We start from the raw sequence: 13588 nt of genomic DNA on the forward strand, positions 1-13588 counted from the left end.
TATATCTGTGAGGGAATTTTTGAGTATTAACATTAGTTAGGTTTTGTGTTAATTTATAATTGATAAAGTGTTATTAAAGTAATAAAAACATTTCTTAGGAGATTTTATGTATAAATTAGTTTTAGTGCGTCATGGTGAGAGTGAATGGAATAAAGAAAATCTTTTTACAGGCTGGACTGATGTTAAGCTTTCTGAGAAGGGTATTTCTGAGGCTTTAGAGGGCGGTAGAGTTCTTAAACAAGAAAACTATTCTTTTGATATTGCTTTTAGTTCGGTATTGGTAAGAGCTAATGATACTTTAAATATTATTTTGCGTGAGTTAGGTCAATCTTATATTGATGTAGAGAAATCTTGGCGACTCAATGAGAGGCATTATGGCGCTTTGCAAGGGTTAAATAAGGCTGAAACAGCTGAAAAATATGGAGAGGATAAGGTTTTAATGTGGAGACGTAGTTACGATATCCCTCCTATGCCTTTAGAAGAATCTGATAAACGTCATCCAATTCATGACTTAAGATATAGAGGCATTCCTAAAAGTGAACTTCCTTCAACAGAATGTTTAAAGGATACTGTTGCAAGAGTTATACCGTATTGGACAGATAGAATTGCTAGAGCTATTATTGAGGGAAAAAAGGTTATTATTGCTGCTCATGGAAATTCTTTAAGAGCTCTTATTAAATATCTTGATAATATGAGTGATGATGATATTTTAAAGCTTAATATTCCTACTGGTATTCCTTTAGTTTATGAGCTTGATATTGATTTAAAACCTATTAAACATTACTATTTAGGTGATGAGGATAAGATTAAAGCGGCCATGGAATCTGTTGCTAATCAAGGAAAGAAAAAATAAGGAAGTTATAAAAAACCATTGATAAAAAGAGATTGTTTAAATTAATAATCTCTTTTTATTTTATTTGTAAGTCATTTATTATTGAAGCTAAATATAGTGTTTTGCAATTTCTTCAAATTTTTGAATACCAATTGCTTTAATAAATCCTGCTAATTTCGGTCCTTTGTCTTTATTAATTAATATGTTGTAAATTTGTTTAAAGAATAATGGGGGTTCAATGTTATTGCTTCTTGCGATATTATAAATTTCATCTTGAATTTCTTTTTCAGTGATATTGTTGAAATCTTTTTTTAAAAAATTTAGTAATTGTGTTACTCCTTGTTTGTTGCTATCCTTTAAGGATTCAGTGTTATCGAATGTGGTTCTTAGTGAAAATTTAAATTCTTCAGGTGCAAATTTTTTGATCCAGTTAATGCAACATTCAATTTTGTTTATAAGTTTTTCTTTTTGGTTTTCTTTTACATCATTTAGAAGTTTAAAAATTTTGTCTTTGTCCCCTTCAAAAATTTGACAAATTACACTTAAATGTCTAAAACCAATTTGATATGGAATTTCTTTATCTGGTGCTTTTGGTTGAGAGAGTTCATAAATTCTTTTAAAAGCTTCTTTTTTGTTTTCTTTAATATCGTCAATTCCATAATATACTCTTTCAAATTTGTCGTAATCTTCATAAATTTTTATTACATCAAGATCAAATGATATTGAAAATTCTGTGTTGGGTTTTGTTGATGCAAATAAGAATCTTGTAACTTCAGGAGTGTATATTTCAAGGACATCTTTTAATGACACGACATCTCCAGATGATGAAGATATTTTTCCACCACGTCCTTTGATTGATATGAAATCATACTGAAATGTTATGGGCGGAGTTCCTCCAAAAATTTTTACAATTTCTATTGAAGTGTCAAAACTTCCTCCACTACTATGATGATCTTTTCCAGCAGGTTCAAAATCAACGTTTTCGTATTTCCATCGCATTGGCCAGTCGATTCTCCATGGAAGTTTTGCAGCCCATGTTTTTCTTAAATCGAGTGATTCCTTATTACCGCATTCGCAATGGTATTCAATAGAATAGCAATGATTATAATTTTTTACTGTTGTAGTATCTTTGTTGCATTTGGTGCAAAAAATGCTAATAGGGTACCAGTTGTCAGCTAGTTTTGTTGTTCTATGTTGATTAAGGACTTTTGCTATTTCATCTTTATGATCTAGTGCAAACTTAATTTGCTTTGAGTAATCACTTGACATGTATTTTAGACTTTGATTTATAAATTCTGGCTTAATACCTACAATAGGTAGATATTTTTCGAATTCCACTTCGTTTGCTCTTGCATAGCTTGATTGATTGGTTTTGGTGTCAGGAACCCTTGTGATTGCTTGTCTTAAATGAGTGGTCAGTAATTCTTGATCAGGCATGTTCTTAGGTACTTTTCTAAATACATCATAGTTATCCCATGAGTATATAAATCTTACATTTTTGTTTGCATCTTTTAATGCTCTTGCTACAAGGTCAACGGAAATTACTTCTCTAAAGTTTCCAATATGCACAGTGCCTGATGGAGTAATGCCTGATGCGACTGTATATTTTTCCTTTTCACCTTTTTCTTCTATGATTTTTTTTGCATAAAAATCTGCCCAGTGTGCTGTTTTCATAAATATTACCCCTATTTAAAACTTGATTGTAGCATTCTATGTTTTTTGTTTCAAGATTTTAAAGAGGTGTTTTAAGATGTTGTTGTGTTAATTGATTAAATTTTTAATTAGTTTAGGGTTTTTGTTCCAATTTTTTCTTAATTTTACTTGTAAGAATAAATCACATTTTTTTTCAAATATTTCTGATATTATCTTTCTTGCTTCTTCTCCAATTGTTTTTATTCCTTTGCCTCCTTTGCCGACTATTATGCCTTTTTGACTCTCTACGGCTACAATAATATTTGCTTTAATAAAAAGTTTGTTTTTTCTATCTTCTAAGATTTCGATCTCTATATATAAGGAATATGGTAGTTCTTCTTTGAGTTTTTTAATCGTCATGCCTCTAATTATTTCACTAATTCTTAAGTTCATTTCTTGATCTGTATAATATTCTTCTGGATAATAAAGAGGTCCTTCTTGGAGATTTTCATAAATCTTATCTTTGATTTCTTCAATATTGATTTTTTGTTCAGCAGAGATTTTTATAATATTGTCTTTTTTTATTCCTTTTTTTTCTAAAAATATCATTATTTCTCTTTCTTTTGTTTTTTGAATATCAATTTTATTGATGACTACTAAGAAATTAATTTTGGATTTACTGATAATTGTTAATATTTCATTCTCTTCAATACCAGGTTCATCTTGAATATCAATTACATAAAGAATTAATTCTGTTTCTTTTATTGCAGAATGTACGTTATGCATCAGTGCTATATTGAATTGCTTTTTACTTAGGTGAAATCCCGGTGTATCTATGAAAATAATTTGACCCCTTTTATCTGTAAATATTCCTTTTATTTTGTTTCTAGTTGTTTGTGGTATGGAGGAAATGATTGATATTTGGTGTTCACATATTGAATTTAGAAGTGTAGATTTCCCTGTTGAAGGTCTACCTATTATTGATACAAATCCTGATTTCATTTTAGTCTTCCTATTTAAATATATTAATATATTTTATATGATAATTAATATATAAAATGTTTAAGTATTGTGTTTAAAGGATTATAGTTTGAAAAAAGTCAATTTTGAGGTTTTTTGTGAACATTGTGGGGGAAAGGTTGAGCTTAATAAGTCTGTGTGTTTAAATTGTCACTCTAAATTAGGTGATCTTGAATGTCCAAATTGTGGATATGTAGGAATTGTTTCTGCATTTGAGAATGGTTGTCCAAAATGTAATTATAGTCCTTTCGAGGAACAGTCTCAAGAGCGTATTTTTAGAATGAGACAGAGAGCAAGATTTAAGGGAGCTAGAACTAATAATGATTTTTTAAAGTCGAGATTTTGTTTTGGATTTAATGTTAGTGTCATGCTTTATTTATTTGTGAGTTTTTTGCTAGTTTTGCTTTTTGTTTACATTCTTTTTTTCTAAGGATGAAGTCATATGGGAATTACAGTTTTTTATTTGTTTTCTGTTTTTTTATCTTTTAAGCTTGGAGAGAATGTTAAATTTGTTGAGGATAATGTTCGTCAAGCCTCTATTTTCTATTCTGATATTGAAGAAGTTGAATTTCCTTATGCTAAAACACAAATTTTAAAATTTAAAGGTAAGGTTCCTATAAGGTATGCTTACTTTAGTTTTGATAACGATAGGCTTTATTCATATACTTTTGTTTTTGATAGAAAGTTGATTTCTCAATACTCTATTGTTCTTAGTGTCAGAGAAAAATTTGGCGATGCTACGGTTGTAACTCCTTTCAATTATATTTGGGATGTTGGTGATTCTATTATTGCTTTGAATAGTAATATTTTAAGGATGACATTAAAGTCTTATGTTAATAAGGATCGTTGATCTTGAGAGCTCTTTTTGCATTAATTTTTTATATATCGTGTGCCAATCATGTATATGATAAAGAGATTATTATTAATGATACTAAATTTTTTGTTAAGCTTGCTCTTGATGAAGTTACTAGATCTAAAGGGTATATGGGAACTGAGAGTATAAATGAAAGTAATGGTATGCTTTTTGTTTTTAAAGAAGAGAAGAATTTATCTTTTTGGATGAAAGATACCTCTGTATCACTTGAAATTGCTTATATTAATTCTGTAGGTGTTATTAAGGAAATTTATAGTTTAGTTCCTTTTTCACAAAGGGTTATAAATTCTAGGTATAAGGTCAAGTATGCTCTTGAGGTTCCGGAAGGTTCTTTTTCTAAATTTAAAATTAAGGTAGGTGACAGAGTGAAATTTAATTTTGATGTTAATTCTTTAAATGTAGAATAGTTACTCGGCTTTTATTTTTTGAAGTTCTTCTTCTGCATGGTCTTTCATTTTTTCTTCATTGTGTAAGGTATCATTATCAATTTCATTATATGTAGTTTTATTGACTTCTATGTCATTATCCTTTATTACCTTTTTAAAGATGGATATTGTTGCTGCGACTTCTTCAAGGGCATCGAGTAGAAAAGTTTCTTTTGCATTTTCTTCAGCTTTGATAATATATACTAAAGAATTATTGCCCCTTTCAGGATCATGAATGATTTCCCATGATCCTAAAACTCGGTTATTGTAGCTGTCACTCATTAGAGATTCTGATATTTCTTGAATTTTGTTTGAATTGACATCGAATATTTCTACAATTCCAAATATTTCTCTTGTTTTTGAATTTTGATATGAATTTAGTTTTGATCTGACTATTATTTCTATTTTTGTGTCATTGATGATTTTTGATACAATAAAATCATTTTCTTTGTCTATTCTGTATTCAATTTTGTTATTGTCAAGTATTTTTTTTATTTTTTTATCGTAGTTTACGTTTTTATCTTTGCAACTTATCAATGTTATGAGTATTAAAACGACAATAACTATGCTATATTTTAATTGATCGATGTTTAAAATACTTATTTTTAACATTTTAGTACTTATCATGTAGTTATTATAGTTTAATTATAAGGATTTTTGAAGTAAGTTTATGTATTTTAAGAGTAATGATTATTCTTATACAGTTATTCAGTCTAAAAATAATTATGTGCAAAGGTCAACTTTTGGAATCTCTTTTGTAATTTTAAATAGGGGTACAAAAATTTTTAGAGAAGATTTATTTGGCTCTCTCTCTAATTTTGATTTTATCAGAGAAATTATTTCTATTGAAAAGCAAAGTAATAGAAGTTCTCTTCAATTTATTTCAGAGAGTTATGATAAATTGAAGTTTATTTTACTTTCTGATGATTTGAATTCTGGCGAAAAGGTCAACTTAGCTATGAAAGAATCCATTTGTAGTTTTGTTTTTGTGTTGCAAAGTGATATGTATTTGTTAAATCCTTTTTGGATTCCTAATATATTTGATGAAATAGTTAAAAAGAATGTGCTTCTTGTTGGTGGAGAGTTTTTTGACAAAGAAGAGGAAGTTGTTCCATCAGTTTTTATTCCCACTATTGATGAACAGTGGAAATTGAAGGTAATTTTGATAAATTCTGAGAGGGATTATGAGAAAAGTTTAATTACTATGGATTATTGTGGTCTTTACTCTAAAGAGAGATTTGTTCAACTAGGGGGGTTTGATAGAAGAATTAAAAATGAATATTTTCAAAGACTGGATTTTGGACTTAGGGCTATTTATTTCGGGGAAAGTGTCCATATCTATAGGAAACTTCGCATACAATATACCGCTTTAAATGTTCCAGAAGATTTGACAAAAAATAGAAGTTTTTTGATCTTTTTGCTTAAAAATTATGTTCCTATTTTTGTTGGAAATGGAATAAAATTTTCGTTCTTTAGATTTTTGAAACTATGCTTAAGATATGGCATTAACCCTTTTAAATTTGGCAGAGAATTTAAAGAAATCAAACATGAAATTACTAAAAATAGTTTAAGGTTTAAAGGTGACTTAAAGAGTGCAATTGAACTTTGGGAAAATAATATTATTGATTAATTTAATCTCTGTTTATCTGTTTTTAGAGGCTCAGGAAGTTGATTACGTTAACATTCTGGATTCACTTGATAGTAAATTTTTTAAGTTTAACTTTAATATTGCAAATGATATTCTTACAATTGAACATGAGAAGGGACATCTTAAGCTTAAAGTAGGTTTTGAATATGGTCTCTCATCTGTTGGTTATTATCTTTATGTAGATCCTATCCTTTTAAAGAATGGAGAGATTTTGATAACCAAGAGGGCTTTGATGCAGATTGAAAATCATTTTAGAGCTTTGCAAAGTTATAGTAAACCACGAATAACGTCGATAGTAATTGATCCTGGTCATGGCGGACATGATAGAGGAGCTGTTGTAACTCATAAAATCAATGAACATGATATTACCCTTTTAGAAAAAGATTTTGCTTTAACTTATTCTATGCATGTATATAAAATCTTGAGTAATTATTTTTTAGACAGGAACATTTTATTAACACGTGTAGATGATGTTTTTGTGCCATTGCAAGATAGGTCTGAGCTTGCGAATGCAATTAAGCCAGATTTTCCACATAATGTTATATTTTTATCAATACATGTGAATAATGCGCCAAATCCTGAAGCTAGGGGAATTGAATTTTGGTATCTTCCCCAAGATTCTAAAAGAGAAGTTGTAAGAAATTTTAAAGGATATGATATTAGAGGTAATAGATACTTGAGGGAGCTTAATGATATACTAGATATTAAGTATAAGTATGAGTCAAAAAAATTAGCTGAGATTTTATATGAGACTTTTATTGATGTTTTATGTGAGACCAAAATTCGATCAATTAGAGAAGAGCAGTGGTTTGTGATTAAAAATAGTAGTATGCCTGCTGTGTTAATTGAAATTGGGTTTTTATCTAACATTGCTGATGCTATGTTAATTTTGGATTACAATTATATGAGTAAGATAAGTATATTAGTGCTTAAATCTTTAATTAGGTTTATTGAATTTTATGAAAAATAATTCTATTTATTATAGTTTTTTTAGTCGTAATGGGGCAAAATATTCATTTGAGATATTAATTGCACTTTTATTGTTAAGTTTTCTATTTTCTTTATGTATGATTTTTTTAAATTATGAGAATATCTTCTTTAGGAAAGTTTTCTATTTTTATTGTGAAAATGAATTGATTGCTGATTTAAGATATTTAAAGGAGAAGAAAACCCTTAAAGAGAATTTGGATTTTTTAGTTAAAGATTTTCTATTGGGTAATAGTAGGGGTTTTTCTTTGCAATTTGGCACAAGAAATGTAAAATTTTTGTATTCTTTTATAAGTAATGATGTTTATTTTATAAATCTTTCAAAAGAGTTTTATAATTCTTTTGAAAATGGTGGTTATAATGACTCTGGTAAACTGAAAGTAAATTTGTTTGTTAAATCTTTAAAAGAAACGATTGATTTTAATTATCCTGGAAATGTTAGAAAAGTTGTTATTTTTATTGAGGGTTATGTTTTAAATGTTTAAGGCATTTTTAGGCAATCTCGGGTATACTGTAAGTAAAAATTAAAAATAAAAAGCTATAAATTATTTTATAGAAGGAGTTGATTTTATGTCTAAAGTAAAAAATATTGTTTTTGTTTTATTTTTTCTTCTTTTCTTAACTTCTCTTTTTGGACAAGAAGTACCTGGAGCATTATCAGGTGATAATGCTGTTAAAAATGAGCCTGGTGAGTTGGTTCTTGATTTTGCGGAACTTGCAAGAGATCCAAGCCCAACTAAACTTGATCTTACAGATTATGTTGAACTTGTGTATTCTGGGGCTTCAAATATTGTGAAGGCAGAAGATATGGTCTTAGATCTTGGAATAAGTAATTGGAATGTTCTTTTAACCCCTTCATCTAGAATGCAGGCTTATGTAAAAAATTCTGTTGTTGCTCCAGCTGTTGTTAAGGGTGAATCTAAAAGATATGCAGGAGATACAATCTTAGGTGTGAGAGTATTATTTCCAAGTCATTCTCAATCTTCTGCAATGATTTTACCTCCATTTAAGATTCCTTTTTATTCTGGAGAAGACGGCAATCAATTTTTAGGTAAAGGTTTAATTGACAATGTTAAGACTATGAGAGAAGTTAAGGTTACTGTTTACAGTTTGGGTCATGAAGTTGATCTTGAAGTTTTGTTTGAAGATATGAGTGGGATGGAATATGTTTATCCTTTGGGTACCTTAAGATTTAAAGGTTGGGCAGATTTGGTGTGGTCAAATCCTAATTATCTTCCAGGTATAAGTGCTATAACAGGTAAAGATAATATTCCTAACTATCCTCTTCCTTCAAGTAAGATGAGATTTAAGGCGTTTAGAGTTTCAAAGTCTCATAGCTCAAAAGATCAGAATTTGATTTTTTATGTTAAAGATGTAAGAGTTATTTATGATAAGTTAAGTGTTTCTTTGGATTCTGATATTGATAATGAATCTGTATTTAAGATTTATGAAACACGTGGTGCAGAATCACTTCGAAAATTAAAAGCACAGGAAGCTCTTAAGAAAGTTTTAAAGATTAAAGAAAATGTGTCAATGCCAGATGAGTCTTTTCAAGATTTCTTAGAAAAGGGTAGTAATGATGAATCTGGAGCACCACGTACTAAAGAACAATAAATTTAATTCGTTAATAGGGCTGAATCTTTAAGATTTAGCCTCTATTAAGATAAAGTAGGAAAAATAAGCTAATGCTAGATTCAGAAAACAAAGAGCTTTTAGAGATTTTTTTTGAGGAAGCTCAGAATCTTGTAGATACTCTTGAAGAGAATATTCTGTCATTAGAGGATGACCCTAATAATTCAGAAACTATTGATGAGATATTTAGGGCTGCACATACTCTTAAGGGCGGTTCAGCTTCTGTTGATATGATGGAACTTTCAGGTTTTACCCATGTTGTTGAGGATGTATTTGATGCTATTAGAGATAATAAATTAAAGATATGTAATGACCTTGTTGATTTACTTTTAAATGCACTTGATGTAATAAAAGACATGCTTGATGCACGTCTTAATGGAGATGTTTATTTAAAAGATGTAAGCGATCTTAAAAATAAATTAAGAAGGTTTTTAGGGAATGATCATCAGACAGTTCCCGAGATATCTTTAGAGAATATAGATGATGAATTTTTGCTTTCTTCCTATGACCTTAGTGATATGCGTGAAGTTGTTGGACTTGGGCAAAAAGTTTTAAAGGTGAGTATTTATTTTGATAAAGATAATCCTATGGCTACAATTGCTGGTATACAGATGTTTCAAGCTTTAAAAGATTTAGGACCAATTTTGTATACGGTTCCTAATTATGAACAGCTTATTGCAGATAAGTTTTTAAGAAGAGTAGATTATTATTTAATTTCTTTAAATAATAATAATATTGAGGAAAAAATCAAGTTGTCTGGTGTTGCTTTGAGTTATGCAATTGATGAATTTGATATTGATAATGAGTTGGCAAAAACAGAATCAAGTGAGAGAAATTTTGTTGTTCATGATATTTTGTCTGAAGGAAAAGTTCGACTTTCTAATGATGAGCTTATAAGTTTAAGAGAGCGTATTGGTGATGCTAAGTTATTTGAGGTAAAGTTAAATTTCAATAAAGATAATCCTATGTCAACAATTTCTGGACTTCAGATGTTGCAGGCGTTAAAAAGTTTAGGGGAAGTTTATAAATCTATTCCTGAAGATTTATTAGCTGATAAGTTTTTTGATTTTATTGTATATTATTTAATATCAGATACCTCAGTTGATAGTATTTCTAAAAAGGTGAATTTGTCAGATGTTGTTGTTAGTTTTGATATTAACGAAATTGATTTAAAAAATATTAAAGATGTAAATTTAAATATCGAAGTTGGTAGTTATGCCTCTTCTAAGGAATCTAAGAAGACGGCTGTAAATGTCAATTTGATTAGAATTGATAGTAAAAGAATAGATTCCATATTAAACCTTGTGAGTGAAGCCGTTATAAGTAAGTCAACTTATAATCAAATAAATTCTGATATGATATCTTTTCTCTATAATTTTAATTATTTTTATGATTATCAAGAAAATTTTCGCAATAGTTTTTTGGTAGATTTAAAGATGATTTTTAAGGATATGGGTTTAGAATTGGAAAGTTCTCTTGAGGAGCAAATAGCAAATTTGGTGGAGCATAAGCTTGATAGAAGTTTACAAGATATGGTAGGTTTAAGAGATTTATTATTTAAAATTCTTCAAGATTCTAGATTTGCCTCTAATAGACTCTCTAGGATAATTACTGATTTGCATGAGAGTGTTTTAAAGACAAGAATGTTACCGGTGTCTAGTATCTTTTCAAGATTTGCAAGAGTTATAAGAGACCTTTCAAAGAAGCTAGGCAAGATTGTAGAGCTTAGTACTGAAGGGGAAGATACGGAAGTTGATAAATCTGTTATAGATGATCTTGTAGATCCTTTAATTCATTGTGTTAGAAATTCTATTGATCATGGTCTTGAAACTGCTGATGAGAGACTTAGCAAGGGTAAAGATAAAGCTGGTCATATAATTTTGCGTGCCAAGAATGAAGGTAATGTGATATCAATTGAGATTGAGGATGATGGAAGAGGTATAGATCCAGATATTATTAGGCAGAAATCAATTGAGAAAGGTTTAATAAAAGAAGATACGGTTTTATCTGAGAGTGAGATTTTGAACTTAATTTTTGAACCAGGATTTTCAACAGCTAGTCAGATTACAGATGTTTCTGGCAGAGGCGTAGGACTTGATGTTGTTAAAAATAATATTAAGAAATTAAATGGAACTATTGTTATAGATTCAAAAGTTAATATTGGTACTACTTTTAAAATAAAGCTTCCTTTAACATTAGTGATTGTGCAAGGTCTTCTTGTAAAGTCAGGCAGTGAGATTTATGTTGTTCCTTTAAATAGTGTTCTTGAAACACATAGAGTTAGTGAAGAAAATATTAAGCTTCTTGAAAATGATCATGAAGTGTATAATTTAAGGGAAGAAGTTATATCTGTCCTTAGACTTGATGAGCTTTTTAATATAAAGAACGATCAAAATCTGTATGAGAAGTTTTTAATAGTTATTAGCGTTAATGATAAAAAGGCTGGGATAGTTGTGGATTCTATTCTTGGAGAAGAAGATTTTGTTGTAAAACCTATAAAAGATAAGTATGCTTCAAGTCCTGGAATAGTTGGAGCTACTACACTTGGGAATGGCAAAGTTGTTTTAATTATTGATGTGTTTAGGCTTTTTGACTTGAGAGATATGAAAGGATAGTCTTATGATGGAAATAAAAGAGATATGTTTAGGTGATCATAATGTAAGTAATCAGATTAAAGGACCTATTCCTATTAATTTAGATTTTAAAGTGGTTTCTTTTAATATTGGAAATGATAATTATCTTGTAGATATTATGCAAGTTAAGGAGATTAGGAAATCTAGTAATTTTACATATGTCCCAAATGCTAAAAAATATGTGGTTGGTCTTGATAATTTAAGAGGAGAAATAATCTCTATTATTGATTTGAGAATAATGTTTAATTTGGAAGTCCTTAAGAGAGATCTTGAAGATATTATGGTTCTTAGGAATGGTGATTTATTAATAGGAGTTATTGTTGATAAGGTTAATAATGTTTTTTCAATTGATTCTTCTTTAATTCAAGATCCTCATCCTGTTCTGTCCCAAGAAGCACTTATACGTTACATAAGCGGAGTAGTTGAGTATGGTGAAAAATTGTATATTCTTCTTGATGTTGATAGAATTTTTGATTATGATAGGGAAGAAGAAATTTCATTGGAAGATAGCAGAAATGATGATAAGATAGATGCTTCTGGGAATGAGGATAAGTCATTTTCTTATAGCAATAATTTTTTAGAATTGTTAGAATCATCTGTTAGTGATCTTACAACATCATCTGAGGGTATTTTAGATGATTTAAAGGTTATTAAAGAAAATCTTTTTAAATATTCTTTCAATGCATCTTTAGTAAATGATGAATTTTTAAAGAAAATTGGTATGCAATTAGATATTGTAAATATTAATGATTTGTCTTATGATAATTTTTTAGGTGAATTTTATTCAAAATCATCAGGACGCTTATGGGATGATAGATATTTAAAAGAATTTCAGGATGAAATTGTTAAGCCATATGTTAATGATATAAGTGGTGTTGGTACTGTTTTAAATGTTTTTGAGATTGGATGTGGTGATGGAAAGGAGACAATGTCTTTTGTGAATGTTTTATATGAGTCTTATAAAAATCCTTTTAGGGTAACAGCTATTGACAATGATTTAGTTAAAGTAATTAGTACTTCTAATTTGATTTTCTCAGAGTCTGATGTTAATTTAAGCGAGATTTATAGAAAGAATTCCTTTGAGCAGAGTCCAGGGGTTTATAAATTCAAGCCAGAGATTATGAATAATATTTTATTTGAATATTCAGATGCTATTTTATCAGAGTTTCCAGAAAATTTGGGAATTGTTTTTTTAAGGGATATTTTATGTTTCTTGAATGATGATTGGCAGAATTTAATTCTGGATGCGATTGCAGAAAAATCTGTTAGTGGTGCTCTTTTAATTTTAGGAGATAATGAAGAACTTAAAAACAATGATATTTTTGTGAAAGATAGATCTGTAAAATGTTTTAATTTGTATAAAAGGATCTAAAGGAGAAATTAATGAGAATAGATTATATAGAGCCATTTTTAGATGCTGCTTCTTCAGTTTTAAGGGATATGTTGCTTGTTGAAGATATTCAGATGGGCAGTCCTGGGCTTAAGTCGATAAATCAAAAAATAAGAGGTGTGTCTGTAATTGTAGGACTTGCAGGTTCTGTTGAAGGTAGTATTATTATTGATATGGATATTGATACCGCGCTTTTTGTTGCTTCGAAGTTGAATTTTGAGGAGTATGTTGATTTTGATGATGAAGAGACTAGAGAGATGGTAGCAGCAACTCTTACGGAAGTTGGTAATATTATTGCTGGCAATTTTGTTACTACTTTGCATGCTAAGGGTTTTGTGTTTGATATAACCCCACCAGCTTTTATTTATGGAGAAAATATGAAAATAAGTAATAAGGGTTCTGAAGCATTAATAGTGCCCTTTACTTTACCAGATGGTAAAATTATAGAAGTTAATATTGCAATAAGAGAGAGGGTTTGATATGATTATGAAGTTGAAAGTACTTATCATGAAAGA

General features: G+C 29.1%; 14 protein-coding genes. 11 read left to right on the forward strand and 3 right to left on the reverse strand.

What is annotated here, in order from left to right:
• Positions 1–106 precede the first annotated feature (106 nt).
• The gene (gene gpmA / locus bpuSUM_RS03320) at positions 107–853 is read left to right on the forward strand and encodes a 2,3-diphosphoglycerate-dependent phosphoglycerate mutase (protein WP_247065810.1); all 747 of its coding nucleotides are present in this window, start codon (positions 107–109) and stop codon (positions 851–853) included.
• Positions 854–940: 87 nt separating this feature from the next.
• Here gpmA and lysS read toward each other — a convergent pair whose 3' ends face one another.
• Positions 941–2506, reverse strand: a complete 1566-nt coding sequence (gene lysS / locus bpuSUM_RS03325) for a lysine--tRNA ligase (RefSeq protein ID WP_247065812.1) — start codon at positions 2504–2506, stop codon at positions 941–943.
• Positions 2507–2593: 87 nt separating this feature from the next.
• Complete coding sequence (gene era / locus bpuSUM_RS03330) at positions 2594–3466, reverse strand: GTPase Era (RefSeq protein WP_247065814.1); 873 nt, start codon at positions 3464–3466, stop codon at positions 2594–2596.
• An 88-nt stretch (positions 3467–3554) separates the two neighbouring features.
• On the opposite strand from era, the gene bpuSUM_RS03335 reads away from it, so the two are divergent.
• Genes bpuSUM_RS03335 through bpuSUM_RS03345 form a run of 3 tightly spaced genes read left to right on the forward strand, consistent with a single transcriptional unit; the run spans position 3555 to position 4765 of the window.
• Positions 3555–3914, forward strand: coding sequence for a hypothetical protein (locus tag bpuSUM_RS03335; RefSeq protein ID WP_247065816.1), 360 nt, complete (start codon positions 3555–3557; stop codon positions 3912–3914).
• A gap of 12 nt (positions 3915–3926) precedes the next feature.
• Positions 3927–4334: a hypothetical protein gene (locus bpuSUM_RS03340; RefSeq protein ID WP_247065818.1), complete on the forward strand. Its 408-nt coding sequence runs from the start codon at positions 3927–3929 to the stop codon at positions 4332–4334.
• Complete coding sequence (locus tag bpuSUM_RS03345) at positions 4331–4765, forward strand: DUF192 domain-containing protein (RefSeq protein ID WP_247065820.1); 435 nt, start codon at positions 4331–4333, stop codon at positions 4763–4765. Before bpuSUM_RS03340 ends, bpuSUM_RS03345 begins: the two co-directional genes overlap by 4 nt.
• On the opposite strand, the gene bpuSUM_RS03350 is transcribed toward bpuSUM_RS03345, so the two are convergent.
• Positions 4766–5410, reverse strand: a complete 645-nt coding sequence (locus tag bpuSUM_RS03350) for a hypothetical protein (RefSeq protein WP_247065822.1) — start codon at positions 5408–5410, stop codon at positions 4766–4768. It abuts the gene before it with no gap.
• A gap of 43 nt (positions 5411–5453) precedes the next feature.
• Between bpuSUM_RS03350 and bpuSUM_RS03355 the strand changes: the two genes are divergently transcribed.
• The 7 genes from bpuSUM_RS03355 to bpuSUM_RS03385 all read left to right on the forward strand — a co-directional run bounded on the left by bpuSUM_RS03355 (position 5454) and on the right by bpuSUM_RS03385 (position 13552).
• Positions 5454–6413 (forward strand): glycosyltransferase family protein, encoded by a 960-nt coding sequence (locus tag bpuSUM_RS03355; RefSeq protein WP_247065824.1) that lies wholly within the window; start codon positions 5454–5456, stop codon positions 6411–6413.
• On the forward strand, positions 6406–7401 hold the full coding sequence (locus bpuSUM_RS03360) for an N-acetylmuramoyl-L-alanine amidase family protein (protein WP_247066312.1): 996 nt from the start codon (positions 6406–6408) through the stop codon (positions 7399–7401). The genes bpuSUM_RS03355 and bpuSUM_RS03360 overlap by 8 nt, the downstream gene beginning before the upstream one ends.
• Positions 7391–7903, forward strand: a complete 513-nt coding sequence (locus bpuSUM_RS03365) for a flagellar filament outsheath protein (protein ID WP_247065825.1) — start codon at positions 7391–7393, stop codon at positions 7901–7903. Before bpuSUM_RS03360 ends, bpuSUM_RS03365 begins: the two co-directional genes overlap by 11 nt.
• A gap of 85 nt (positions 7904–7988) precedes the next feature.
• Positions 7989–9032, forward strand: a complete 1044-nt coding sequence (locus tag bpuSUM_RS03370) for a flagellar filament outer layer protein FlaA (RefSeq protein ID WP_247065827.1) — start codon at positions 7989–7991, stop codon at positions 9030–9032.
• Positions 9033–9103: 71 nt separating this feature from the next.
• Complete coding sequence (locus bpuSUM_RS03375) at positions 9104–11665, forward strand: chemotaxis protein CheA (protein ID WP_247065829.1); 2562 nt, start codon at positions 9104–9106, stop codon at positions 11663–11665.
• A gap of 7 nt (positions 11666–11672) precedes the next feature.
• Positions 11673–13055 carry a CheR family methyltransferase gene (locus tag bpuSUM_RS03380; protein WP_247066314.1) on the forward strand — a complete coding sequence of 461 codons (1383 nt, stop codon included), beginning with the start codon at positions 11673–11675 and terminating at the stop codon, positions 13053–13055.
• Positions 13056–13066: 11 nt separating this feature from the next.
• Positions 13067–13552 carry a chemotaxis protein CheX gene (locus bpuSUM_RS03385; RefSeq protein ID WP_247065831.1) on the forward strand — a complete coding sequence of 162 codons (486 nt, stop codon included), beginning with the start codon at positions 13067–13069 and terminating at the stop codon, positions 13550–13552.
• The last annotated feature ends 36 nt before the right edge of the window (positions 13553–13588 follow it).

This window comes from Borrelia puertoricensis, from assembly GCF_023035875.1.
Taxonomy (GTDB): Bacteria; Spirochaetota; Spirochaetia; order Borreliales; family Borreliaceae; genus Borrelia; species Borrelia puertoricensis.